We start from the raw sequence: 25,613 nt of genomic DNA, 5'->3' as shown, positions 1-25,613 counted from the left end.
GGCCACTTAATTCGTGTCGGGCGATAGGGACGTTGCTGATGAAAGAAGGCTGTATTGGGTACTGAGAGGGCAAGTGACATCGCCTACGGCGAGCTTCAGACGAGGATTCTCGACCTTCGCCTCGCCCCTGGTGATTTCATGAACGAACAGACCTTGGCCGCGGACCTTGGACTTGGGCGCATGCCCGTGCGCGAAGCTCTCGCCCGCTTGGCAAAGGATCGGTTTGTCTCTATCATGCCCAGACACGGGATTGTGGTCTCCCCGCTAACCCTTGATGGGGTTCTCGACATGTTCGAAGCCAGGGAGGCCATCGAATGCGGTGTTGCCTACATCGCTGCCCTTCGCGCGACCGAGGAGGACCTATCGGCTGTGAAACGCCTCGCAGACACCGTAGACCAATCACGATTGTCATCGGATCCGGAGCAATTCCTCAAAGACGACCACGCTCTCCACACTTTTTTGGTCCACATGATCAGGAACCCACTTCTCCAGGACGCCGCCGACCGACTCCTGCTGCACAGCCTGCGCTTCTGGCGGTTGTATTGGAAAAACAGGGTCCCCCAGACAGAGGCGATGCTCTCCCACGCAGACCTTCTGGCTGCATTGGAGAATAGGGACCCGGAGGCAGCGGAAAAGGCAATGCGAAATCACCTCCAACAATCCCGCCAACTTGTCCAGCTCTTGTTTTAACCTTGATCCACCAACACAGATCGCGACTCATTCCTGCGCACTTTCACGTTCGGGATGTCCTGCGGCTTGACCCTACCTGAGAGGGTCAGTTGCTGGTGGCGAAGGTGAGTGCTACTGCTTCAACTTCAACTGCTGCCCCATAGTGGAGTTCCTTGACGCCTGCAACGGCGCGGGCGGGATGGTGGTCCCCAATCCAGACGCTGTAGATTTCGTCGAATATGTTCCAGTCACCGATATCGGTGATGTAGACCCGGACCTGAACGAGATGGGAGCGGTGTAGACCAGCGGACGCAAGGCAGGCGTCGAGGTTGGCCAAGGTCTGCAGAACCTGGTTCCGGAAGGGGCCGGAGGCGACCGGTTCGCCGTCGTTGTTGATGGGCAGTTGGCCGGAGATGTAGGCCATTCCGTTTGCAATGCTCACGTGGCTGTAGTGGCCCAGTGGCGCGGTCAGGTCCGGGGCGTTGATCAGTTGCAGCGTATTCCCGGCTTCGGCCTGTTTCACGGCTTCTCATTTCAGGTAGTTGTAGACGGTTGCTCTGGATACCCCGATCGCTTCACTGACGGTCGGGATGGATTTCCTAATGTTCATGTATCCCTCTTCCCGGAGTTTTCGGGTCAAGGCGCGGCCGGATTCCGGATCGAGGCTGAGCGGGGTCATGCCCTTCTCGGCTGCGTACTTTGTGATGTATTCGCGGATTTCTTCCAGGCTCTTTTGTCGCAGGTTTTCCTCCACCGGGCCCGATTGCTCGTCGATGCGCGTCAGGGCAGACAGTTGGTGGGCCAGGGCACTGAGCATGGAAATATCCACGTTAAGGCACAGCGCGGCGATGTACTTGCCGTTGCGGTCTTTGATCCCTATGGAAGTGCTCTTGGCTGCCCGTCCATCAGGGAAGCTGTTGGAGTAGTTCTGCAGGACTGCAGGAAAAGCTGAGTCCTGGATCCGGGCCAGGCCAAGCTCCGTTGCCGATTGGCCCTTGGCGCGACCGGACAGATTGTTCTCGATTGTCCGCACAGTGTGTAGCGGGTCCCGAAGATCATGAAGCACCACTTCGCAAAGGCCCGGGAAGGTCCGTCCGAGTGCAACGGTGATCTTGTCCAACTCGGCCAGGAGGTGCTCGGTTTCGGGGTTCTCCGGTGTGTGCATCTAGATTCTCCAACTCAGATCCGTAATTTCATGCGGCTTTGAGCGCTGATCCTGTCAGGACCATGACAGTCGTCTCTTCGGCGACCATGAGGCCCCGGGCGGTGAAGCCAGGAACGGCGGCTGCCGCTATGGCGCTCGTTGGTTCAGCATAAAGCCCCTTCCATGCCAGTTCCTGCGTTGCCCGCCGGATCTGCTCTTCCGTCACCGTCTCGAACGCCCCTGCGGATTCCGTGACGGCTGCCAGAACCTCAGGTCCGCGTACCGGCCGGGCGATGGACGCTCCTTCGGCTAGGCTTGGCTGCCAGTCGCCGTCGAGGGGCTCAACGGATCCATGCGCAAATGCCCTGGCCAGCGGGCTGCAGTTCTCGGGTTGAACGGCAAGGATCCGGGGCATGCGTCCGATCTGGCCCGCCCGGAGCAGTTCGCCGAACCCGATCGAGCATCCGAGCACTAGGCTGCCGGCACCCGACGGAACAATAACGTTTTCCGGGGCCCGGAAGCCCAGGTCTTCCCAGATTTCGTAGGCGATGAGCTTTGTGCCCTGAAGAAAGAAAGGGTGCCAGTTGTGGCTGGAGTAGAAGATGTATTCCGACTGCGCAATGGCGGCTTCGGCCGTGGCTTGCCGTGTCCCCGGTATCAATTCGATTTCGGCTCCGTGACGGCGGGACTGGACGATCTTCGCCTCCGACGCGCTTGACGGTACGAGGACCTTCGCAGCCATACCAGCCGCAGCGGCGTAAGCGGCAACCGAGGACCCGCCGTTGCCGGAGCTGTCCTCAAGGACGTGGCGGATTCCCTGGTCCTGCAGCGCAGAGAGCATCACCGACGTACCGCGGTCTTTGAAACTGGCCGTGGGATTGAACCATTCCGGTTTGACGTAGACGTCCGCGCCGCCGATGTTTGCTTCAAGGAGCGGCGTGCAGCCCTCGCCGAGCGAAACGTGGTGCGTCATCTGATACGGCAAGGCCGCCCGGTACCGCCACTGCGAGCGTTCGCTGGTGTCGATGTCGTCGCGGTCGATTCCGGCCAGCGCCGAGACCATGAGCGGGGATCCGTCACCACCTCTCCACCGCGGCATATCAATCGGATACCTTCCGCCGCTCCTGTCGTACAGGAAGGGTTTTACTGTCCCGGCCACAGGCGCCTCCTTCGACATGCCAACTTGGTAACGTTTTGTGTAACTATAGACGAAAAGTCAAGGGATGCAATGAATCCAACCTTTTGAATTGACCCAATCGGACGAACATGCGAGACCGCTGGAACGAACACCCCACCTCCAAGCTTTGACAATATGTATAAATCTGTACAATACGTAACGGGCCTGCGGTATCCCTCACTCTCCGGCCTGCCCAGGAGCCGGTTGACTCCGCCCCCGCTTCTACCCACTTCAGGTAAGGACCGCTCTTGACCGCCTTGGCCCCCGAGAATGACCACGTAGACCCGCTCGTGCACGATCCGGAAATCCCATTCCTCGCGCTGGACCTTGCGAAGGTCCGACAGACTATTGCACGGCTGCATGAGCGCCTAGCGCCGTTCCAGATATGTTTTCTCCCCCACGCCAAAACGGTGTCACAATGAGGGCGCGGCTTGGAATCATCGCCACCGGCGGCACCTTCAGCGGGCTGCGTACTGACCGGGGATATGCCCCCTCGCCTGTTTCCGACCGCTTAGTCGACCTGCTCGCTGGATTCAGCCGCGATTTAGACCTAAGTGTTCATGAGTTTGACCCCCCGCTGGACAGCGCAGACGCAACACCCGAGACCTGGCAGCGACTCATCGATGCCGTAGACCAGATCGAATCTGGGCCTATCGTCGTCATTCACGGGACCGACACGATGGCATACTCTGCCGCAGCCTTGGCCTTCACCCGACCCGAGCGGCGGATCGTGTTCACCGGGGCACAACGCCCGATCTCCTACCCGGGTTCGGACGGGACCGCCAATCTGGCCGAGGCGGTTGCGGCTGCCACGGACGGCCCGAGCTCGGGAACGTCAATCGCTTTCGGCGGCCGGGTGATACCAGCAACCCGGGCAGTCAAGGATTCAACGCTCGTCGGATCCGGCTACAGACATGCCCTCGGGGCTTCAATGAATAGAGAACACAACGAAGTCCTTCCACGGCTTACGTTTACGGGATTCCCGTCGCACGAAATACCCGTTCTCAGGGTATATCCGGGCATCACCGCCGCGACGGCCGAAGCGATGCTCGACCGCGCGCACCACGCCGTAGTCCTTGACTGCTATGGCACTGGAAACGTACCGGCCAGCTCGCCAGGACTCTTCGATGTCATGGCGCGAGGATCCGCCCGCGGTCTAACAATTGTGGCGGTCAGCCAATCCATCGACGGCGGCGTGCAGCTCAATGCCACACCACACGGCACGAACCTAGCCGAGGCGGGCGTAACGGACGGTGGAAATCTAACGTTGGAAGCAGCGCACGTGAAGCTTCATTTCCTGCTCGGATGCGGCCTCACAGCATCCCAGATCCGTCGATTGATCCCCGTGGACATCGCAGGGGAACTCGGAAGGATCCCCGAGGTGCCATCGGCTTGCTAAGAAGCCGAGTGCCGAAGCCCCGAGTTCATAGGCAGTCGGCTCTGACCGTAGGCGCGGCACCGGAGGTTCCCGCCCAGCCGAAGGCTCCGCCGCCCGGATTCCCTGGACCAAGTCTCTGGCCGTGCGGATGTTCACGCGGACGGTACGTGCTGCTTCTCGGCGGCAAACACCCGCCCGCAGCCGGAAGAACTCTTCCTTCCCGGGTGGGGCCGGTGCCCGATGTCCCGCTGCATCAGGCCGGCTTTCCGGACCCAGCCAGCGCATGTGTTGGCGTTGAGTCCCAGCTCCCTTGCGGCCGCCGTCGTGTTTCCGAAACGGTCAAAAACGACACAAAAACCGCCCCTTCCGATCTTGACCATAGCGACCTCGACTTGACGAATCACAGCATAAACGAACCACGGTCGTTGCAACTCCCAAAAATTCTGGGTGTTGCAACGACCGCTAGCCCAAGGTAGAGACGGGGCCCGTTGTGGGTTTTGCCGGGTGGTTTGCTGTTATTTCCCGTTGCCGATGGGGGCGTTGTCGCCGTCGCCCGGTCCGTCGGGTACTTCGTTGGGGAAAAGGATGCGGGCGTCGCCGGGGTAGGGGGTGGTCCAGTTATGCGCGGCGTACCAGTCGGCTCGATTGAGTCGGCCGGGATCGACGCGGTCCGGTCCTGACCAGTCCTGTTGGGCTGACCAGGTGCCCCAGGCGGCGGCTGCGCCGGTGAGGGTGTTCGGTGCCCCGTTCATGGTGTCGAGCGGGATCTGGTTCGGCTTAGCGGTGTAGGGGGTGGTATCCGCTTTGTTGGTGAAGGCCGAGTACATGGGTTCGGCGGCGAGGTCCATCTGCGTCATGGGCGGCAGGGCGAGGATCTGCTCGATGGTGCGCACGACGTTGAGCTGGGTGTAGAAGTCGCTGACGACCGCGTTACGGCGGGCGTACGGGGACCAGATCAGGACCGGGGCGCGGTGTCCATCGACATGGTCGACACCGTTCTGGCTGTCATCTTCGACGACGAACACGACGGAGTCCTGACCGAACTTGCTGTGCGAAATGCCGTCGATGATCCGTCCCACGGCAAGGTCGTTGTCGGCGACCATGGCCGAGGGTGTGGGGGAACCGGGCGAGGTGCCGGCGGTGTGATCGTTCATGATGGTCATGATGTTCAGCTGCGGCAGGTTGTTGTTTTGTTCAGCGCTTTTCAAGTCCTTGAGGAACAGGTCGGCCCGGTACTGGTCCGGGATCTGCAGCTGGAAGCCCGGGAACTGCGGCTGCAGGATCTTCGTCAGCGAGGGCACGTCGGTGGAGGCGTGGAATGCGTCCTGCGGGATGGTCGCTGGTTTGCCGGCTTCCTGGGCAAGGGTGTTCTGGTACCACTGGGCCCAGCTGTTGGGGTCGTTGGCACCGGTGGCGCTGGTCCACTTGTTCGTGTACTCGCCCCAGTCCTTGGCGCTGACGCCGTGCGCGGCCGCGTTGTCCCAGAGGAACCCGGTGGAGCCGTAGGCCATCGCGTCCCCGCCGTTGTAAGGGTAGCTCCGGGTGTAGTTGCTGATCGACTGGTTCAGATACTCATCGACGTTGGCCTGGGTCAGCCACTGGTGGCCGTCGGCGGACATAGTGCCCGAGGAGTAGGTGTTATCCAGCAACGGTCCTTGCTGGACCAAGGCATGGAAATTCGGGGTGGTCGCCCCGCCGAACTGGGCCAGGGAGGGTGCGCCGTTGCCGCGGGTTTCATCGCCCAGGACTTGGTCGTACGTGCGGTTTTCCTTAACGATCATGAACACGTGCTTGATGGTGGAGGGGTCACCGGCACGCTGCGGAATCGCCGCCGGCTTCGCTTTGCCCTGATCGCCCTTGGCCTTTTGCTGGTCCTGCCAGGCGGTCCATTGGTTGTTCGACCAGACCTGCTTGGTGTAGTTGGGCATGTCGTTGGTTTTGGGGACCGGGACGGTGCTGACGAGCCCGATGTCCGAATATACGCTGTGCCCGGTGACGGTCGCGGTGCCCGCGCCCTGGCTGTTGGTGGCCTGGGCGCCGAGGGACCCGACACCCTTCTGCGCGGCCACGACGATCTGGCCCAGGGCTTTGTCGAGCACCACGGTGCCGGGGTACCAGCCGGTGGGGATCAGGCCCTGAAAGCCTGCTGGTGTCTGGGCGTTGCTGTAGTCGTAGACGGCGACTGCGTTCGCGGTTCCTAGGCTCACGGCCAGATGGGTCGGATCCAGCATCGTCAACGAGTTCGGTTCGCTGCCGGTCGGCGCACCCGGCAACGGGTTGACGTTGATGGTCTGGGCGACTTTACCGGTCTTGGTATCGAGCACCGAGACGGTGTCGGAGTTGGAGTTCGCTACGAACACGTCTGTGCCCTGGACCATCAAGGCTGAGGGGGCCAGACCCACGTCGTAACTGCGCACCACGGTTCCGGTCGCCGGGTCGACCTCCGAGACGGTACCGGTAGACGGAGAACCGTTATCGGTGTTGGTGACAATGTCCGTACCGTAGGAGAGGTTGGTTTTATCCCCAGGCACCGCGGTGCGCCCGCCCTGGTTGGCAACGAACGCGTGCGCACCGGCCACCACGACGTCCCGCGGCGCGTTGCCGACCGCAACCTGACGGACCAAGGCCCCGGTGCCCGCGTCCATGACAGCCATGGTGTTGGTTCCGTTCAGGGTGACCAGGATCTGCTGCCCGCCCGGGGCGAAGGCAAGACTGGCCGGCAACGGCTGCTTGCCGCTCACGGCCGGCAATGCGACGACCACCGGGCTGGACAGCGTCCCGTCCGCGGAAACCGTGAAACGCAGCAGGTTTGATTTCTGCCCGGCCCACAGGCTCTTACCATCCGGCGAGTAAAGCAACCCGCCGTACCCGGCCTGTCCGCTGCCGGTACCGGCGGGCGGCGTGTACTGCTGCAGGACCTTATGCCCCACCAAGTCGGTGACGGTGAAAGTGCCTTTCCCGTCATAGGTTTCATTGACCGAAGTGTGCCCGTCCGGGCTCACCGCCAAAGCCATCGGCCTACCGGTCTGCTCCACCCCGGACCCGGCCGGGGTGACCAACTGGTTACTCGCGGTCAGTACCGACCCGTTGGCCTGGCGCCCGATCAGGCGCTGACCCCAGTCAGTGTTGCCGGCCGCATACGCGCCGCCGCCAGCCAATACCAGCGCAACGGCGGCAGCCGGAATGGCCACGCCCTTACGCAAACGTCTTTTCTTGCCCATGCCGTATTTCCCCTAACAAAGAAGTGCTAGCTGCTGCGAACCCGCAGGGGTACGCAGTTCGGCCCATGATTGAGCCCAATCGTGTGAAAAGCTGCGTAAGGCTAGTGCCCATCCCATCCCGCCAAGCGTCAGGACATCCCTACACGCGCCAGCATTCTGTGGTGTGCATCGCCGAGGTCCTTTCCGAATTCGATGTCATTGCACTGCAGCAGATCCGCCGCAACACCAAGCGAGCCGGTTCCTCCTGTGTCGCTGCGGCTAGAGCGCAGAATCGAGGATCAGTTCCAGTTCAAGCCGTTCCACCAGTTGTTGATCTGGTTGCCGATTCCGTTACCGTTCTCGCCGTTTCCGTTATGGTTGCCGTTGGCGTCCTTCCCTGGGATGACGGCCCCGGTCGTCGGGTTCAGGATGACCTTGTCCGTGTTGGGGTGTTTGAAGTCGAACATGTTGGTCAGCGAGGCCGCATGGGCGTCGAGGGAGGAATTACCGATCTGGCCGGTGCTCCAGTTGTCCTCGATCAAACGCAGGATGGATGTCTGGTCCGTCTGGGTGTGGTCAACAAAGTTCGTCTTCGCGAACGGGGAAACCACGATCAGCGGCTGGCGCGGGCCCGGGCCGCAACGGTCCGCGTAGCCGCCCGCCATGGGTACGCCCTTGTTGTACGCGTTCAGGCAGAACGCGGCATCATCGGGGGAATTGGAGGAGTTCTTCACGGCTGCCGCTACGTGGTCGTACCATCCGTCGGAGTCGTCGTAGGCGAGGATGACGGCGGTGCTGTCCCAGTTCTTGGAGTTCTGGATGGCATTGACCTGCTTAGCGACGAAGGCCTGCTCGTCGATCGGGTCGGAGCTTCCGGGGTGGCCATCCTGGTACTGGGGAGCCTTCAGGAACGACACGGCGGGCATGTTGTTCGAGTTGACGACCTGATCGAACGCGGTCACGTCGTACTGGTGGTTGGCCTGGCCGTTGTGACCGATTTCTGCGACCGAGGCCGGCGGCAAGTGGTGCGGGTTGGCAGTGGAGGCAAAGTACTGGAACGGCTCATGGTGCGGGGAGTAGTCAACGATGGAGGCGCCCGTGACGTTGGTGTGCGTGCTCAGGCAGGAAGCCGGCGTGGCTCCAGCCGCCGGGGCGGTCGGGGTGAAACCGCCCTCGAACCATCCCCAACTAACACCCTTGGCGTTGAGCAGATCGCCGATGTTCTTACCTTGCGCGCCAGCAACGTTGTTCGTGGTCTTATGGCTGCTGTTGGAGCAGTCGTCGTAGACCGGGTCCGGGTCGTTGATCACTGTTCCGACGCCACTCCCGTTTGGGACGCGTACGGTGGTGGTGCTGGCTGTCGGAACGACGGGCGCACCCGCGGCAGTGAATTCCTGGATATCGTGAGTCTGGCCCGAAACCAGGTTCAACGCGCCAGGGGTTGACGGGCCAAAGCCGGTGCTGAAGGAAGAGTCGCTCATGGCGTAGTTCTGGGCGTAATTCCACATACCGGTGACGGTGTTCCCGTCGTAGTAGTCCATGGTCAGGCCCGGCGCGCCAAATTGGTTCGCTGCACACACGTCCTTGCTGGTGTTCTCAACGAACTTGTTCATCAGGCCACCGTTGTAGGCCAACTGCTCGGCGGTGTAGGTGTGGTTCTGGTCGCAGGTGACGGCCTGTGCCGGTGTCAGGCGCTGCGGCTTGATTGAGTTCGGGTTGTTCGGTCCCAATAGGCCGTCGTGAGCCAGTGTGGCAATATTCGTCGGCGTGTTCTTGGCAGCGGTGAACTGCGTTGCCGGGAGCCCGGTTCCCTGCTGGGTTTCACCGGGCGTGTTGGCAGCCTTGGGGTAGGTGGCAAAGTAGTGGTCGAACGAGACGTTCTCGCCGAAGATCACCACAACGTGCTTGATCGGCGTTGCGGTGCCGCCGTTGTGGTCGTCGCCGGCAGAGGCCGGGCCGGCGCCGAAACCGAGAAGGCCGGCAGTGAGGGCGGAGCTGGCAAGGACCGCGGCGCCGGCGGCGGCCGCGAGTGGCTTCCACGTCAATCGATGAGCGAGGTATCGCATGTGTTCTTCAATCTTTTCGATGGGTATCCGGCGCGACTGGCCGGTGTCAGGCCCGCCCAGAATGCTGATCGGGACCAAGGGGTAAGGAGTAAGGGACCGGTCTCCTTGGCCGGCCCGCTCCCGCTGCGCCAGTTTGCAGCAGGAGCGGCGGACATGGTTTTAGCCTTATTGGCCTTTGTCGTTTCCGGTGCCGACACCTTGGTGGGTGTCGGTGCGGGGTCGTTGCAGGGTGAAGGATTCGAAGGCGGAGAGTTGTCCTTGTGGTCCGAGAACGTTGTAGTAGGTGACCTGCAGTTTGGTCATTCCGCCGGGCTGGGTTCCTGGGTCGACGGTGAAGGCGGCGAATCCGTAGGAGTTGGCGGCGTCGCGCACGGCCGACCAAGGTGCGTCTTCCTTCGTGTAGACCGGTGGTCGTTTGTTGGTAGTGGGGTTGAGCGGGCCGACGCTGGTGATGACGCGGCAGGCGGGCGGGTTGTAGAACATCTGGTTGGAGGTCACCGAGGTGCCGCCGCCGCCCAGAACCATGTGCACGGTACCCTTGGTGGTGTCGATGACATCGGTGCGTGTGTCGGCCGGGACGGGCGTCAGGGTCGCGTTGGGCTGCTGGCCGCGGATCGGGTGTGAGCGCTCGTAGTGGTGTTCGTGGCCGCAGACGACCAGGTCGACACCGTATTTGTCGAACAACGGCACCCATTCCTGCCGGACGCCCAGGTCGGCGCCGTTGAGTGCGCTGGCGGTGCTGATAACGACTTGGTGCATGCAGATGACGATCCAGTCGATGTTTTTGTCGGAGCGGGCAGCGATCAGCTGCTTTTCCAGCCACGCCTTCTGCGCGCCATGTGAATAGCCGTGAACGTAGCTGCTTCCGCCGTCCTGGATGGCGACGTCGTCGTTGGCCAGACTGATCACGCGCACGGAACCGACGGTGAAGGAGTACCAGAGGCCGCGTGTCGTATCGGTCTGGCCGGGCTGGGGCGGGACGGAGAAGTAGGTCTGGTACGCGGCGTAGCCGATCGGTCCATTGCCGAGTTCGTTCTCGTGGTTTCCGGCGGCGGGCATCCAGGGCCGGTGCCGGGCGCTGCGGGAGTTGTTGTCCCAGAAGTCGGTCCAGGTGCGCACCCGGTTTTCGGAAAGGTTGGCGTAGCAGAGGTCCCCGTTGAAGAGGTGGAACAGGGGCTGGACGCGTTCGATTCCGGCGGGCATGTCACCGGCGGCGGGGGCGCCGAGGTTGTCGTTGACCCACGGCGGGTTGGCGATCGTAACCCCGGCCGGGGGGACGTACTTCTTGCCCAGTGTCGGGGTGCCCTGGTCGCCGAAGCTGGTGAAGGTGAAGGCTTCACGGCCGCGCGGGCCAGTGCGGAAAGAACCGAACTCGGGTTGCGCACCGTCGTGGATGGCGGCGTAGATGTAGTCATGGGACGAGGTCAGGCCCGTGAGCTTGGCGTGGTAGGCGTAGACGACCTGGCCGGACTTGGCATCGGTGTAACTGGTCTGCACTGCATCCTGGCTCTTGCCGTAGGTTCCGTCGGGTTCACCGAGCATGGCCCGGGCGTGGCTGACCGGCTGCAGTGTGTGCCAGGAGACCACAACTTCGCTCGAGGCGTCCGCACCGAACTGCAGGTGCAGCCCGTTCACGGCCGGGGTAGTCAGCGGGTTGCCAACCGCGGTCGGCAACTCCGAGGCCTTGGCTGCGGTGGCCGCGGTCGCGGGTGCGGCGGAGGCCAGTGATGCCAGCGCGGCGCCGGCTCCCGTGGCACCGGCGGCCGTCAGGAAACCGCGGCGGGAAAATGCTGTACTAAAAATTTGTCTGTCATCTGTCATGTTCAGCACATTGCCGGGGCAACGGTGAACATTCGTGAAGGATTGCCAAATCTCCGGCTACAAACAGATGAACAATAGGATTCATGGTAATCATGTACGAAAGCTTCGTTGGGCTCGCCGTCATTGTTTTGTCTGGTCAGGTCAGTAACTCCGACGCGTTCCTTGGAGACGAGATTTTGCTGGTGTCGGTGGCAGAGGTCGATGTCCTCGTCCGTAGCCGGCGATCTCCCACTGCTTGACCAACTCGGATGCCTCGTTCGAGATCAGAGATCGGCGTAGATGGCGTTTCCTGGCCCAGTCGCCGGCTATCGCGGGGTAATGGCCGAGCCCTTGAGGCGGCTGATTTTGCCTGCGATCTCCAGGACCCTCGCGCAGCCTTTTGGGTTCTCAACGCCGCGCCTTCGTTGCGGCGAAGGCGAGCATCTGTGTCCATGCGGCGCGCCCCGGCGTGCGGGAGCTCCTTGCGCACGATCACCTGCAGCCCTTTAGGCCAGACGCAGAGCTCCAGCCTGCCGGTGAGTCGGCCACCCAGGAGCCAGCGCAGAAACCCCTGCGTGCCGCTGGCGGCGTCGGTGTTGGAACTGGCGTTGTTCGGACGCAGGATCACTGCGGGGGTTCACCGGTGCCGTCGGCGCCATGGTCGATGAACGCGGCCAGCGGGTGGAACCCGAAGCCCTGCTTCCAGGTCGGCGGGCGTGTTCCTTCCCCGAGTGGGCGGTCAGAAGCATGGCATCGATGTCAATCACGACCGGGTTCGAAAGGCTGGCGTCGTGAAGAGGCGATGCGTCCCCGCAGCGTTCCAGTCCTAGGCGCGGGCTTCGGCGCGGCCCTTGTTGATCGCGGCCAGCGCCCTGACCGGGTGCGCCGTGGCGAGCACCTTGACCAGCCGGCTGACCGTAGGATCCGAGGCTACCGGGCCGTAAGCTTCCCCCTGGGTGCGGAGCCGGTCCACGTCAGTCAAACAGTCCCCGCCCGTGGCCAGGGGGAGGGCCTGTCGGTGAGGATCTTGCCGGGGTCAGCCGGGCGAAGGGCTTAGGCCAAGGCTGAAGTCCGGCCGATAAGCCAGCCATCAACCCCATTGCCCGGACCGCTTCCGTAAGCACCAGCCTGCTGGTCTGGTGCACCTCACCACGGAGCCGTCGGTCGATCACACCCGCCCGGTTCGGGACGGCGTCGACGTTCCCCACATGCAGCTGGCAGCGGCCATCCGGGGTGACCTCGGTCTTGGTGATCAACCGGCCTGCGACGTGGCGCAGCGCGGCTTCCAGGTCCCGAGGGTGCTCGGCCACGAGGGAGGCAGTCTCCTCGGGTGTTGCAGCGCGTTGAGCACCGGGCCGCAGGCGCTATCCCCGTTACCTTTCTTATAGCCCCTAACGAGCAAGAATCGGGGGTGCTGGCCTGTCGGTCCCGGCATGATCTTTTCCCCCAGTCGACCATGATCCGGGGGGTGTTGTCACCGGGGTCCGATAGGCGCCAGGGGATCGCTAATGGGGACCAGACCAGCCGCAGATTTTGCCGCGGGAGGCCGGCCGTAACGTGGATGCCGAGCTCTGGGGCCGCAGGACATGCCAGCACTGTTGGATCGGACCGGAATGCTGGAGGTTATGCGTGATCAAGGACCACGAATCCGTCGATGTCTTCATCGGCGTCGACGTCGGCAAGACCAACCACCACGCGGTGGCCTTGGACAGGAACGGGAAGAAACTGCTCGACAAAGCCCTGCCCCAGGACGAGGCGAAACTGCGGGCGATCATCGACAGCCTCGCCAAGCACGGGACGCTGCTGCTGGTCGTGGACCAGCCAGCCACCATCGGTGCCCTCCCCGTCGCCGTGGCACAGGGCGCCGGTATCCTGGTCGGCTACCTGCCGGGCCTGGCCATGCGCCGCATCGCTGACCTGCATCCCGGCGAGGCCAAGACTGATGCCCGAGACGCTTACATCATCGCTGAGGCCGCCCGGACCATGCCGCACACGCTGCGCTCGATCGCCGTCGCAGATGAACAGGCCGCGGAACTGTCGATGCTCTGCGGTTTCGACGACGACCTGGCCAAGCAGGCCACCGCAGCCTCGAACCGGATCCGCGGGCTCCTCACCCAGATCCACCCCGCCCTGGAACGGGCCATCGGCCCGCACCTGGACCACCCCGTGATGGCCGAACTGCTCCGGAAATACCCGACGCCGGAGGCCCTGCGCAGGGCCGGCCAGAGCCGGGTCGCCGCGTTCATGGCCAAGTCAGCGCCGCGGGCCGGAAAGCGCTGGACAGAAGAAATCTTCACCTCGCTGGGCCAGCAAACCGTGGTCGTCGCCGGCACCGGTGCCGCCGGCATCGTCCTGCCCCAGCTGGCGGCGCAGCTAGTCCAGTTACGCGCCTCCAGAACAGAAATCCTCGCACAAGTAGAGAAACTCGTGGAGGCCCACCCTCTTCATCAGCTCCTGACGTCCCTACCGGCGGTCGGCGTCAGGACGGCAGCCCGGATCATTACCGAGGTTGTCGGCAAGGAATTCAAGACCGCCGGGCACCTGGGCTCCTACTCCGGCCTTGCGCCAGTGACGTGGCGCTCCGGAACCTCGATCCGCGGAGACCACTCCTCGAAGAAGGGCAACAAGATCCTCAAACGGGCGTTCTTCCTCTCTGCGTTCGCTTCCCTCAAAGACCCCGTCTCCCGGGAGTACTACGACCGCAAACGGGCCGAGGGCAAACGGCACAACCAAGCCCTGATCGCCCTCGCCAGACGCCGCTGCGACGTCCTGTTCGCGATGCTGCGCGACGGAGCGCTTTACGAAGCACCCGAGACCAAAACGGCCTGACAAGACCAGCACATCAGCCGCCGGCCACGCGCCGACGGCCGCTTATCTCTGCCCCCGAAAACGGTCACATCCCCTTTCACAAAAAACTGTCCCAGCGCTTGACATAAAACATAGGGACACCCCCCGACCCGCCGACAGCGCAGCCGCTCCTGGAACTGGGCCAGAACGAAGAACACGTAGACGCGGTCTCGCCGAACCCGCTGGCTCGCAACTGCTATGGAGCACTGGCCGGCCCAGCCTGATCACCGTGCCGTCCGTCATCAGACCGTGTGGCTTAGCTAGTGGGACCTCGTCAGCTACGGGCTGCCGTCGCGGGTTCCTGAGACCTCAGGTAATTGAACAGCTGTCGGACCCCGAATGTCCATTCGGGCAGTTCTTCGGCCGCGGCCACATGGTTGACGAGCGAGCCAAGGTGGCGGCTCTTGATCGTGACTACGTCACCCATCTTGTGGGTGAATCCCTGCCCGGGAGTGTCCCTGTCTTGGGTGGGTGCGAACAAGGTACCGGTGAACAGGGCGAAACCATCAGGGTACTGGTGGTGCTGGCCGAAGGTGGCCGCCACAAGTTCCTCGAATGACCTGCTGATCCTAGCCACGGAGTTCCGGCCCTCCATTGCGTAGCCGTCCGGACTTTCCACCCGCAGCAGGATCTCTTCCTGCCGTAGCGTGTCCAGGGTGAAGCCGTCGTCGAACAGCCGAATGAACGGTCCCAGCGCGCTGGAGGCATTGTTGTCCTTTGCCTTACCCAAGAGGAGAGCACTGCGGCCCTCAACGTCGCGAAGGTTCACGTCGTTGCCCAGGGTTGCGCCCACAACCTTTCCACGCGAATTGACGATGAGCACGAGTTCCGGCTCAGGATTGTTCCACGAGGAAAAGGACGGAATCCCCACCCCGGCACCAAGACCCACGGAGGAGAGTACCGGCGCCTTAGTGAAGACTTCTGGGTCCGGCCCGATTCCGACTTCCAGATACTGGGACCATAGACCTTCGGCGATCAGAACACGCTTGGCCTCGGCGGCCTGTACAGACCCGGGCCGCACCGCGGTGATGCTGCCGCCGAGAGCCTCGCCCACGAGCTCGCGCATCGCCGAGGCCCGGCCGGCCTCTCCGCCGCAGCGTTCCTCGATGATTCGTTCGATCATGCTGTCCACAAAAGTCACACCACAAGCCTTGATGACCTGGAGGTCAACCGGAGCCAGAAGACAGGGGCGGCCGGTTTCCTGCCGGAGGGACGCGTCGACGACGTCGGCAGTCTTCCACCGCGGTTCGATCAGCGACCCATCGGCAATTGCCGAGCGGACATCGGCGGCCGGGTCCGCGCGCTCCAACAGTTCGGAGACAGTTGCGGCCAGGCGCTGGAGGTCGAACACGTCCTCCCCGTGGACCGCCACCACACGAGGACCTGCGGTTACGCAGTCCCAGATCCGGCCGATCAGTAGCGCGTCTCCGGCGTCGTCGGGCAGAACCGATGCTGCGGCATGGCGGGAGTTCATCGCGGACCTTCAATCAACGGTGAGTCAACAACTTGTCCCCTGGCGCGCCACCGACCGTCCACCCGTTGCGGCACGTTCCAAGGGTTGGCATCCCGCAGTGGCTCGGGCAGTCGGGCCTCGGGGAAGGACTGGTAGGCCACAGGCCGAAGGAAACGGCGGATGGCTGCCGTTCCAACTGACGTGGTGGCCGACGTCGTGGCGGGGTATGGTCCGCCGTGGTGCTGGGCGTAGCTGACCGTGACTCCTGTGGGCCAGCCGTTCCACAGCACGCGTCCGCTAATGTCAGTCAGCCGGGCGACGAGCTCGACGACGTCGTCATCCGGCTCAGCCTGCAGCGTGGTAGTGAGCTGCCCCTCGAGCAATCCTGCGAGGGCCGCAAGTTCGGACTCGTCGCCGTATTCCACAACTACGCTGGCTGGCCCGAACATTTCCTGCCGGAGGATCGACGGATCAAGGCGCACAGCAGCGGAGGTGGTTTGAAGCACGGTGGGCGCCGGCGTCGCCGCAAAATCGCCTTCCACCAAGACGTCAACACCGGCGGTGTCCCGAAGCTGTTCTGCTGCCTCACGGAAGCCGTGATGCAGCCGCTCATTCAGGAGTTCGGCAGGTAAGAATCCGGCCAAGGCATCCCTCAACAGGCTGCGGACCTCATCCCGGCGGCCAGCCGGGACGAACAGCAGTCCCGGTTTGGTGCAGAACTGCCCCATGCCCAAAGTGAACGAGCTGACGTAACCGTTGAGGATCTCGCTGCGCCGGGACTCCCAGGCTCCTCCCGTGACGAAGACGGCGTTTATCCCGCCCAGCTCGCCAAAGAATGGGATGGGCTCGGGCCGCGCGGCGGCGCGGTCGAACAATGCCCTGCCGCCCGCCGTCGAGCCTGTGAACCCGATGGCCTTGACCAGCGGATGGTCTACCAGCGCCTCCGCCGCGGGGCGGCCGCTCACCAGCGAGAACAGGCCGGGGGGTGCGCCGGCGCCGTCAAGTGCGGCGATCACCGTTTCCGCCGTGCGCGCGGCGAGTTGCCGGTGGCCGTCATGCGCTTTGTGCACGACGGCGCAGCCGGCGGCCAAAGCCGAGGCGCTGTCGCCACCCATGACGCTGAAGGCAAACGGGAAGTTGGAGGCGCCGAAGACCGCTACAACGCCGAGTGGGACGTTGACCCGGCGGAGGTCCGGCCGCGGTCCCGTGCCCCAGCGGGCGTCTGCGTGGTCGATCGTGGCGTCGAAGTGTTCACCCTGCCGAATTTCTTCGGCAAAGAGCCTTAGCTGGAAGATGGTGCGCTTCAATTCGCTTTCTAGGCGCGGTGCGCTGAGATGTGTTTCCCGGCTGGCGATCTCCACGAGGGCGCTGGCGCCATTTTCCAGCCCGGTTGACACGGCCTCCAGCCACGAAGCACGGACCTGCGGATCCGCTGAACGGCCCTTTTCGAAGGCGCCGTGGGCGGCCTCCACCCTGGCGTTGAGGTCATCGATAGTGGTGTTCATCGGAAACCGCCTGCGGGAACCTGGGACGCACTCGTGACGGCCGCTCGGTTGCCCACAGCTAGCCAGCCGGCCCCGGTGGGGAATTCCCACGTCGTCCGGGATGTACTCAGCATCTCGGCACCCGTCCCCGGGCGACGGGGCGCGGCGTACCGGCCGTTGAGGATGCGAACCGGCTCGGCGAAGTGCTCGTGCAGGTGGTCCACGTATTCGATCATGCGGCCTTCCTGCGTGCCGGTGATGGCGGCATAGTCAAAGAAGGAGAAGTGCTGGACCAGTTCACACAGCCCCACACCGCCGGCATGCGGGCACACCGGCACGTCGAAACGGGCCGCGAGCAGGAGGTTCGCGATGTTTTCATTCACCCCACCCACGCGGGTGGAGTCAAGCTGGAGGACATCGATGGCGCCTGCCTGCATGAGCTGCTTGAAGACTATTCGGCTAGCCACGGCTTCTCCGGTGGCGACACGAACCGGCCAAACTCCCCGGCGGATTTCCGCGTGGCCCAGGATGTCGTCGGTGCTGGTGGGCTCCTCGATCCAGTACGGCTCGTATTCGGCCAACTGTTTCACCCAATCGATGGCTTCGGACACCTCCCAGCGCTGGTTGGCGTCAATGGCGATAGGAAGGTTTCCCACTGCTTCCCGGGCGAGGGCCATGCGACGGCGGTCGTCGTTTATGTCCCCGGCCACTTTGAGTTTAATCATCGAGAAGCCGTCCGCAGCTGCTTCCTTACTCAGCCGCACCAGCTTCTCATCGCTGTAGCCGAGCCAGCCAGGCGAAGTGGTGTAGGCCGAGTAGCCGTCGGTCATGAGTGAAGCAATGCGGGCAGGCTTGCCTTCTTCGCCAGCGCGAAGGATGTCCAGAGCCTGCTGCGGGTTCAGAGCGTCGCGGATATGCGTGAAATCGACGACGTCGACGATCTCCTCGGCGGGCATTTCGCTGAGGAGCAGCCATAGAGGCTTGTTTTCACGGCGGGCACGGATGTCCCAAAGGGCGCTGACCAACGCGCCAGCCGCCATTTGCGTGACGCCCTTTTCCGGGCCAAGCCAGCGGAACTGCGAATCGTGGATGAGGCGCTTGGACGCGTTGCCCAGATCGTAGATCAACTCGTCAATATCGCGGCCCAGCAGCAGGCGGGAGTAGGCGTCGATGGCGTGGGTAACGATGTCGTTTCCGCGCCCGCAGGTGAACACCATGCCGTGCCCTTCGTCGCCCGCGTCCGTGCGGATGACAACGTAAGCGGCGGAGTAGTCCGGGTCAACGTTGACCGCGTCTGAGCCATCGAGTTCCAAGGACGTGGGAAACCGGACGTCCTGGGTGGTGATGGAAATGATGGAGGGCATGAGTCTCTTCTCTCAGTGAACGACAGGATGGCCATTTCCTATATGAATTTCAATAATCATATAGGAAATGGCATCCATATCAAGGGGTCAGCCCAGCAAAAAGCCCCGGTGCCAGGCCGGGGCTTCGTTTCACTTCACAATGTGTCGCCCTGAGGGGCCGCCGTCCTCCAGTGGCGGCAACGCTGAACTACCCGAGAAAGCCTGCGCAAACCGCCCGAATGAATTCCTGATATGTTCGGCCATCGCCGCTTCGGCCTGCTCTGGCTCGCAGGCCTCAATGGCCTCCCGGATGGCCGAGTGCTCAGCGACGGTGATCGCGCCGTCGACGTCAGCAGGGTAAAGCCGGAAGGTGTGCAGGTGGCAGTGCGTCTGTGCAAAGGCGTGGCGTACGACATTGTTGCCCGACGCGGCCAGGATCGTGTCGTGAAAGCGAGCGTCGTGCGCCACGAGCTCCTGGCGCCGGTCGCCCGTGCCCTGCATGGCGCTGCGGAACGCCGCCAGCTCGTTCTCAAGCGCCCCAGCGGGATTCGCGAGCCGATCCACCGCCGCCGAGCGCGCGGCCCAGGGTTCTACCAGAAGCCGGAACTCAAAAAGGGAGCGCAGCTCGGCCAGATCCAGTAGGGGCGTTGTACTGTATCCGCGGCCGGGGCTGTACACCACAAGGTTGTCCCCTTCAAGCCGCTGAAGCGCCTCACGAACTGGCGTTTGGGACACGCCTAGGCTTCGGGAAACGGCGTCGATGTTAATCCGCGTTCCGGGGGGGATCTGGCCTTCGAGAATGGACGCGCGCATGGAAGGATAGGCGTCGCTGACGGCGACTTTGACTCTGGAAGATTCGGAAGATTGGCGTGGGGGCACGGGCTGACCTCTTGGTGATGGTTGGGATTGGAGTCGCTGGGAAATTCTTCGCCGGCTCCCGGCGAGGAGGCGGGTGACGCCTTTTCTCTCATAACGCGGGCTCGAAGTTACTCAGATGCGGATACCCTGGCCTCGTTGATCAGCCGAATTGAATCTGAAAGCAGCTGGATCCGTCCGGCCAACGGTAAGTTCACGGGTCGGGCGGCTACCTTAAGGCCAATCCAGTCAAGCTGGCCTGATGTATCGAGAACGGATTTCATTCGGCCCGGGGTCAGTAGGGACGCAGGTTCGCCGAACTTGTTGGTATCTGATGCCACCGGAGGCAAATGCGCATCGACCCAGGACGGACCGAATTCCGTCTCCTGTGACGCAGCCCCCGAAAACACCATCGATCGGAGGAGCCCTGCTGACCGGGCCTCAGCGACATGCTCAAGGACACGGTCCGGATCGCGTAACTCGATGGCGGAACGGCCCCAATTGATTGAGATTCCAAAGTCTGTCCCCGAGGAAATAACGGCCGACAACTCGTCCGTCAGGGAGAGATAGCCGACGGCAGGTGGATGCCCTGATACAAGGGCATCGCAATGCTCGATAAGCAGGCTGGTTTCCCCCCAATCCCAACTTTGTATCTGGGCTAGTGACTCCGCCAAGGCCGCACTGCTACTCATCTGTGGGGGCGGGCTATGAAACTCGACGGCGATGACAGCCTGGCGCCCTGCCGATTGATTCAGGCTATCTACATCGTCGCGGAGTCGGGCTGCCATTTTCAACGCTGACATCCGGCCGAGCCTGTCGCGGGAGGCAAGTCCGTACGTCGAATCCGCGGCCACCCCCCGGAGACCGGAACCTATATCGTTCAAAACCAAATCCCAATGAGGCCGAAGATGCCTCAGCAACCAGTTATCGTCGAATTGGTGCAGCGACCCGAACCATGGAATTTCAAGCCCCCGCAGTCCGGGCATGGCCGAGAGCAAGCCAAAAAGCCGACTCTCGAACCCTGGATGCCAGTCGTTGCGGTATGGAGACGTGGCATACGCACCAACGATGAGACCGCCCGGCGGATCCGCCCGCCCATCCTCCCGGCTGCGCGTGCTGTTGCGTGATCCAGTCACTCTGCCTGTCCTCTCGATGTCCCACCCTAGACTGCGGAATGCCGTCATTCACGGGATTGTCGCCTACCTTCTCGCGAAGAGCTGTCCATAATATAGGTAGCTCCTGCATCCCATACGAAATTTGGTTGTGACTTCGCTGAGGAAAACATGGAGCAGCGCAGTGACCAATGGAAGCGACGAGCGATACTGCCCGGGTAGCATCTGATCATCATCGAAAGCTGTGTACGGGATGTGCATCGGCCGGAACAATAGCGAAAGGCGTCGATTTTTGGCCATGAACTCCCACATTCGCCGCGATGAGATCGTCAAGCGCGCCACAACTGTCGGCCTGACGAGTGTGGAGGAACTCGCCTCCCACTTCAACGTGACGGCATCAACTATCCGTCGCGACCTCGCGCGTCTCACTGCTGAAGGACTCCTCGCCAGAACATACGGCGGCGCCATGGCGCCAGCGGCCCATCCTGAATTAACGCTAAAGCAGCGCGCAGGCGAAGCATTCGACGCCAAATTGGCCATTGCACGGACCGCCGCCCAGCTAGTTCAGCCAGGAGAGTCGATTTTACTCGACGCTGGATCGACCATCGCATTGCTTGCCCACGAGCTTAAGGCGACCAGTCGGCTTCACGTCGCCACAACGAGCCTTTCAGTCATAGCGGAGCTAAGTGATAGCAAAGACATTGAGTTGGATTGCCTCGGCGGAAGGCTGCGTACACTCAGTCAAGCGTTTGTGGGCCCCCTAACAGAGGCGGCTCTGGAACGCATGACGTTCGACCGGGTATTTCTCGGCGCTGACGGAGTCAGCGCAACAGATGGCGTATGTGAGGCCGAACTCACTCAGACAAGGCTCAAGGAACTCATGGCACGGCGTGCGGAACGTGTATATGTTGTCGCGCACGCCGCAAAGATTGGCCACCGGCCTTTCCACTTCTGGAGCCGCTTGGGCAAACCTTGGACGCTGATAACTGATCAGAGCGTCGCGCCGGACGAACTGATGGCATTTGAAGCGGAAGGAATCGACGTACTGGTGGCCAAAGATCTCACTGCCAGTCCAACGACCCCTCTCGGGCAAAACACGCCGAAGAACGCCCTGCTTTAAGTAACCGAGGCATCGCGGGACCAACACCCAATCAGCCGGAATATCCCGATGCCACCACCCATCGACCTCAGCCAAGAGCCGCAGTGGCCGACGGGCCACTTTGCGGCGAGGCTGCGCGGTTCACGCATCTCTGATTTCCCTCAATCATGTGAAGCGAGATCCGGCGGATGTTTCAACGATGGAACGGCCCGAGACAGGCGCGGGGCCCATCTGAGGCCAAGGGCAAATCCCGAATTTGGCCGAGCACTCGCCTTCAGTACGCGGGTCGGCGCAGGCCGCCCACCGGGCCCCAACAAACGTCAACCCATTCGAAGCCTCTCACCCGCAGCCCACTTTTCAGGCTGCGCAGAATGTGCAGAATGGTTGCGCTAAACGCGCAACCATGCCAAGCTATATGCATCGACCCGACCCCGTCAGTGCAAACAGGCGCCAGTGTCAATGACGTGCGGCAAGGCGCCCCAGAAGCACTTGGCCGCGAGGCGCCTGGCTGGCGCATCTCTCAATACATGTATCGCAAGGAGGCGCATTGTGTATGACTTGACTATCTTGATCCAGGGTTTCCCCGGCAGAAGTACGTGCCACGGTGGACTGGGATGGAGCACCGTCGCAATGCTGAGGGGGCAAGGCGAGACCATACTTGTGGACACAGGGGGCTACGGATACCGTGTCCCGCTCATGGACGCTCTCGCGAAGCAAGACATCCGGCGCGAAGATGTGACAGCAGTCGCCCTCACGCACTGCCATTGGGACCATGCATGTAATTTTCCACTTTTCCCGAACGCACGCATCATCGTGCCACGACCGGATTTGGAATGGGCCGCCGACCAACCCGTAGGGACGTGGGAATTGCCGGAGTTCCACGTTGATTTCCTTAGCCAGTCGGATCGCGTGGAACGGATTGACGACGGCGCAGAACCGTTGCCTGGGTTCTTTGCGTTGGCGACTCCTGGACACACACCCGGGCACTTTGCCTATCACGCGGACGTTCAGGGCGGCCGCGCAATCTTCGCGGGCGACGCCGTCAAGAATGAAACTGAACTGATGTCAGGGGTCGCCGACATGACGCTTGATCCAGCCCTGAGTCGGGAAAGCATAGAAACCGTCCGCAGGATGCTTCTCGATGATCCTTCTTCGATTCTGGTGCCCGGGCATGACCGATTACTGAGCCTCAAGGATGGGGAACCCATCCCGCATTCCCAGCTCGAAGCCGGAATAAAGGTCTGGCAGCCCAACGGCGCCGGGACCACAACCATCGACCTGCTTTCCGGCAGCCCTCACTAAATACTCAAAAACAACGAGGTTTTGGAAATGAAATTCGCACGCCGCCGTTGGTGGATCTATCTCCTGCTTTTCCTCCTGGTCATGATCAACTACATGGATCGGACCGCGCTCTCCGTCGCCGTAGGACCTATCCAAAAGGAGCTTAGTCTCTCGTCGACGCAAGTAGGGCTCATGCTTTCGGCGTTCCTATGGTCGTACCTGCTTTTCCTGATTCCCAGCGGCATCCTCACCGACCGGTTCGGCCCGCGTGTAGTTAATGCAGTCAGCATTGTCGTCTGGTCACTGGCCACGATGCTCGTTGGGATCGTCCGCGGCTTCGGCGGCCTCATTGGAGCGCGGCTGCTTATGGGAGTCGGGGAATCGTCAACATATCCGGCCGCCGGAAGAGTCTTGCGCGAATGGGCGCCCGCAAGCGAGCGTGGAGGCGCTGTCTCGATATACAACTCAGGTGCCTATGCGGGACCGGCCCTGGGAGCGATCTTGGCAGCAGCGCTCATTACGTCCTTTGGCTGGCAGACAATGTTCGTCATCATGGGCGCCCTCGGATTCATTTGGCTGGGCGCATGGCTGATCTGGTTCCGTGATCCATCCAAGGCCAAGTGGCTGTCGGAATCAGAGCGGGCAATGATTCTGGAGGAGCGGAAAGTACCAGGCGAACAAGCACAGGAGGGCAAACCCAAGGGCGGCGTCCTGAGCCTCCTGCGATACCGAAGCATGTGGGGCGTGGCGCTCGTCCAGTCAGCAGCCGTCTACACACAGTACCTGTTTCTAACTTGGCTCCCGGGCTATTTGGAGCAAGTCCATCATTTGTCGATCATGAAGTCCGGGCTGTTTACGGCCGTACCGTACATCGTCGCGGTCCTCGCCGGAATCGGACTCGGTATCGTCTTTGATCGCCTGCTGAAAAGACGTGCACAATCCACGGCCCGGCGCCGCTATATCGTCGCCGCATGTCTCTTGGCGAGTTCAGTCGTTCTACTGACGCCCCTTTTCTCCGACGTCACCGTAATCCTGCTCCTGATCAGCATCTCGATGACGTGCATTTCGACAACGGTTTCCATGAACCTGGCGTTGCTGGGTGATCTTCTCAGGACGCGCCATCTGGCAGGAAGGGCGAACAGCATAGCCATGATCGGGGGCAACATCTTCGGAGCGGTAGCACCGATCGTGACCGGTTACATCGTTGACACGACACACAGTTATAACAGTGCCTTCGTCGTGGCCGGCATATTCCTCTTGGCAGGAGTCGTCGTCGCGCTGACCTTGCCGCGACACCCCATTGGACAAGAAGAGTCGGCACATGCCGACGGCTTCGACGACGCCATCGCCGCCCCCATCGCACAATAATCACCTTGCAGACGCGAATGAACACATCTGGAACCCCAGACACAAAGCTACTGCAGAGAATCAACCAGGGTTCTTCCCAATTGTCCGAGGAGTTCCAAAGTCTTCTGGTTGGCTCAGCCGGACTGGCGGCAGGGGTTATGAATTCTCTACCTGACGCGGCCCGTCGTAGTGCCCCATCGCATTGCTGTGCTGGATCGGCAGATCATTACCAAAGTGGGAGCCATCGGTGGCGGACCAAAATCACCAGCGTCTTGCAACAGTAGAACCACCCGGGTCATTGACTAGAGGAGACAGATAATGGGACGACCAATTGTAGCCATCACGATGGGAGATCCAGCCGGCATCGGCCCCGAGATCATCGCCAAGGCTATGGCAGATCCTTCGATCCAAGATCGGGCGCGCACATTTGTCATTGGTGACAGGGGTCGACTGGAACTGGCGATGGACCTCGTTGGAAGTGCGCTTAAGGTCAAGAGCATCAGCGAGCCGTCTCAGGCGCGGTTTGAGGCTGGAACCATTGACTGTCTGGATGTGCCCAGTGTCCGGCCTGACTTACCCTGGGGAGAACTCTCGGCCGACGCCGGGCACGCGGCCTACCTGTTCTTGGAGAAGGCCGTAGAACTGTCCATGCACAAAGAGATCGATGCCATCTGTACTGCGCCCTTGAACAAGGCCGCGCTACACGCCGGAGGACACAAATTCCCCGGGCACACCGAATTGCTGGCACAATTAACCGGCACCGATGAAGTCTCTATGATGCTGACGGCCCCCAAGATGAGAGTCATTCATGTCACGACCCATCTTGGCCTTCTGGATGCGGTAGCGCGAATAGACGGTCCACTCGTCTACAGGACTATCAAACGCGGCTATGACCTCCTGATCCGTTCAGGCATCAAGAACCCTCAAATCGCTGTCTGCGCCATCAACCCCCACGCCGGTGAAAACGGCTTGTTCGGCAACGGCGAAGAAGCAATCAAGATTGAGCCGGGCATCAAGCAGGCCCAGGCGGAAGGAATCGATGCCTTCGGTCCGCTGCCAGCCGATACGGTGTTCTTCCGGGCTGGCAGGGGGGACTTTGACCTTGTTGTGGCGATGTACCATGACCAGGGTCATGGTCCTGTGAAAGTTCTTGGCCTAGAGAACGGCGTTAACATCACCGTCGGCCTCCCCGTAGTTCGGACGTCAGTTGACCACGGGACGGCTTTCGACATCGCAGGTGAAAACATAGCAGATCACAAATCGCTGCTCGAGGCATTGCGCCAAGCGATCGACCTCGCTCCACCGCGGCCTGAGAGCAAGTAAGCGGAGAGCTCACAGCCCGTTCCTGGGGGGCACAG

Annotated in this window: 20 protein-coding genes; 7 read left to right on the top strand and 13 right to left on the bottom strand. The window is 62.1% G+C overall.

Annotation, left to right across the window (positions count from 1 at the left end):
* The first annotated feature begins 54 nt into the window (after window positions 1–54).
* Window positions 55–690 carry a GntR family transcriptional regulator gene (locus tag AC4CS3_RS08390; RefSeq protein ID WP_490783027.1) on the top strand — a complete coding sequence of 212 codons (636 nt, stop codon included), beginning with the start codon at window positions 55–57 and terminating at the stop codon, window positions 688–690.
* An 85-nt stretch (window positions 691–775) separates the two neighbouring features.
* On the opposite strand, the gene AC4CS3_RS08385 is transcribed toward AC4CS3_RS08390, so the two are convergent.
* From AC4CS3_RS08385 to AC4CS3_RS08375, 3 genes are read right to left on the bottom strand one after another with little or no spacing between them, the layout of a single operon-like run.
* A complete protein-coding gene (locus tag AC4CS3_RS08385) occupies window positions 776–1,192 on the bottom strand; it encodes a RidA family protein (RefSeq protein ID WP_490783026.1) in 417 nt (138 codons plus the stop codon).
* Window positions 1,193–1,198: 6 nt separating this feature from the next.
* On the bottom strand, window positions 1,199–1,834 hold the full coding sequence (locus tag AC4CS3_RS08380) for a helix-turn-helix transcriptional regulator (protein WP_490783025.1): 636 nt from the start codon (window positions 1,832–1,834) through the stop codon (window positions 1,199–1,201).
* 28 nt (window positions 1,835–1,862) lie between these two features.
* Window positions 1,863–2,972, bottom strand: coding sequence for a pyridoxal-phosphate dependent enzyme (locus AC4CS3_RS08375; protein WP_490783024.1), 1,110 nt, complete (start codon window positions 2,970–2,972; stop codon window positions 1,863–1,865).
* A gap of 436 nt (window positions 2,973–3,408) precedes the next feature.
* On the opposite strand from AC4CS3_RS08375, the gene AC4CS3_RS08370 reads away from it, so the two are divergent.
* The gene (locus AC4CS3_RS08370; protein ID WP_490783023.1) at window positions 3,409–4,389 is read left to right on the top strand and encodes an asparaginase domain-containing protein; all 981 of its coding nucleotides are present in this window, start codon (window positions 3,409–3,411) and stop codon (window positions 4,387–4,389) included.
* 494 nt (window positions 4,390–4,883) lie between these two features.
* On the opposite strand, the gene AC4CS3_RS08365 is transcribed toward AC4CS3_RS08370, so the two are convergent.
* From AC4CS3_RS08365 to AC4CS3_RS08345, 5 genes are all read right to left on the bottom strand, one after another.
* Complete coding sequence (locus tag AC4CS3_RS08365) at window positions 4,884–7,589, bottom strand: alkaline phosphatase family protein (protein WP_490783022.1); 2,706 nt, start codon at window positions 7,587–7,589, stop codon at window positions 4,884–4,886.
* A gap of 278 nt (window positions 7,590–7,867) precedes the next feature.
* On the bottom strand, window positions 7,868–9,613 hold the full coding sequence (locus AC4CS3_RS08360) for a phospholipase C (protein ID WP_490783021.1): 1,746 nt from the start codon (window positions 9,611–9,613) through the stop codon (window positions 7,868–7,870).
* A 186-nt stretch (window positions 9,614–9,799) separates the two neighbouring features.
* Window positions 9,800–11,455 (bottom strand): purple acid phosphatase family protein, encoded by a 1,656-nt coding sequence (locus AC4CS3_RS08355; protein WP_490783020.1) that lies wholly within the window; start codon window positions 11,453–11,455, stop codon window positions 9,800–9,802.
* 805 nt (window positions 11,456–12,260) lie between these two features.
* Window positions 12,261–12,416, bottom strand: coding sequence for a hypothetical protein (locus AC4CS3_RS08350; protein ID WP_490783019.1), 156 nt, complete (start codon window positions 12,414–12,416; stop codon window positions 12,261–12,263).
* Window positions 12,409–12,744, bottom strand: coding sequence for a hypothetical protein (locus tag AC4CS3_RS08345; protein WP_490783018.1), 336 nt, complete (start codon window positions 12,742–12,744; stop codon window positions 12,409–12,411). The genes AC4CS3_RS08350 and AC4CS3_RS08345 overlap by 8 nt, the downstream gene beginning before the upstream one ends.
* A gap of 319 nt (window positions 12,745–13,063) precedes the next feature.
* Between AC4CS3_RS08345 and AC4CS3_RS08340 the strand changes: the two genes are divergently transcribed.
* Window positions 13,064–14,263 (top strand): IS110 family RNA-guided transposase, encoded by a 1,200-nt coding sequence (locus tag AC4CS3_RS08340; protein ID WP_490783017.1) that lies wholly within the window; start codon window positions 13,064–13,066, stop codon window positions 14,261–14,263.
* Between the two features lie 292 nt (window positions 14,264–14,555).
* Here the strand turns inward: AC4CS3_RS08340 and AC4CS3_RS08335 are convergent, their stop codons facing one another.
* The 5 genes from AC4CS3_RS08335 to AC4CS3_RS08315 all read right to left on the bottom strand — a co-directional run bounded on the left by AC4CS3_RS08335 (window position 14,556) and on the right by AC4CS3_RS08315 (window position 20,552).
* Window positions 14,556–15,755: a fumarylacetoacetate hydrolase family protein gene (locus tag AC4CS3_RS08335; protein ID WP_490783016.1), complete on the bottom strand. Its 1,200-nt coding sequence runs from the start codon at window positions 15,753–15,755 to the stop codon at window positions 14,556–14,558.
* On the bottom strand, window positions 15,752–17,239 hold the full coding sequence (locus AC4CS3_RS08330; protein ID WP_490783015.1) for an aldehyde dehydrogenase (NADP(+)): 1,488 nt from the start codon (window positions 17,237–17,239) through the stop codon (window positions 15,752–15,754). The genes AC4CS3_RS08335 and AC4CS3_RS08330 overlap by 4 nt, the downstream gene beginning before the upstream one ends.
* Window positions 17,236–18,582, bottom strand: coding sequence for an enolase C-terminal domain-like protein (locus AC4CS3_RS08325; protein ID WP_490783014.1), 1,347 nt, complete (start codon window positions 18,580–18,582; stop codon window positions 17,236–17,238). The genes AC4CS3_RS08330 and AC4CS3_RS08325 overlap by 4 nt, the downstream gene beginning before the upstream one ends.
* Before the next feature lie 129 nt (window positions 18,583–18,711).
* On the bottom strand, window positions 18,712–19,440 hold the full coding sequence (locus AC4CS3_RS08320; protein ID WP_490783013.1) for a GntR family transcriptional regulator: 729 nt from the start codon (window positions 19,438–19,440) through the stop codon (window positions 18,712–18,714).
* A 107-nt stretch (window positions 19,441–19,547) separates the two neighbouring features.
* Window positions 19,548–20,552, bottom strand: coding sequence for a DUF4862 family protein (locus tag AC4CS3_RS08315; protein WP_490783012.1), 1,005 nt, complete (start codon window positions 20,550–20,552; stop codon window positions 19,548–19,550).
* A 274-nt stretch (window positions 20,553–20,826) separates the two neighbouring features.
* On the opposite strand from AC4CS3_RS08315, the gene AC4CS3_RS08310 reads away from it, so the two are divergent.
* The 4 genes from AC4CS3_RS08310 to pdxA all read left to right on the top strand — a co-directional run bounded on the left by AC4CS3_RS08310 (window position 20,827) and on the right by pdxA (window position 25,578).
* Window positions 20,827–21,648, top strand: coding sequence for a DeoR/GlpR family DNA-binding transcription regulator (locus tag AC4CS3_RS08310; RefSeq protein ID WP_490783011.1), 822 nt, complete (start codon window positions 20,827–20,829; stop codon window positions 21,646–21,648).
* A gap of 609 nt (window positions 21,649–22,257) precedes the next feature.
* Window positions 22,258–22,929, top strand: coding sequence for an MBL fold metallo-hydrolase (locus tag AC4CS3_RS08305; protein ID WP_490783010.1), 672 nt, complete (start codon window positions 22,258–22,260; stop codon window positions 22,927–22,929).
* Window positions 22,930–22,956: 27 nt separating this feature from the next.
* Window positions 22,957–24,276, top strand: coding sequence for an MFS transporter (locus tag AC4CS3_RS08300; RefSeq protein ID WP_490783009.1), 1,320 nt, complete (start codon window positions 22,957–22,959; stop codon window positions 24,274–24,276).
* A 324-nt stretch (window positions 24,277–24,600) separates the two neighbouring features.
* The gene (pdxA, locus tag AC4CS3_RS08295; RefSeq protein WP_490783008.1) at window positions 24,601–25,578 is read left to right on the top strand and encodes a 4-hydroxythreonine-4-phosphate dehydrogenase PdxA; all 978 of its coding nucleotides are present in this window, start codon (window positions 24,601–24,603) and stop codon (window positions 25,576–25,578) included.
* Window positions 25,579–25,613: the final 35 nt, after the last annotated feature.

The sequence above is a fragment of the Arthrobacter sp. SE2 genome (genome assembly GCF_058244265.1).
Note: the sequence above shows the minus strand (reverse complement) of the source record. Positions and strands in the feature narration are given on the sequence as shown.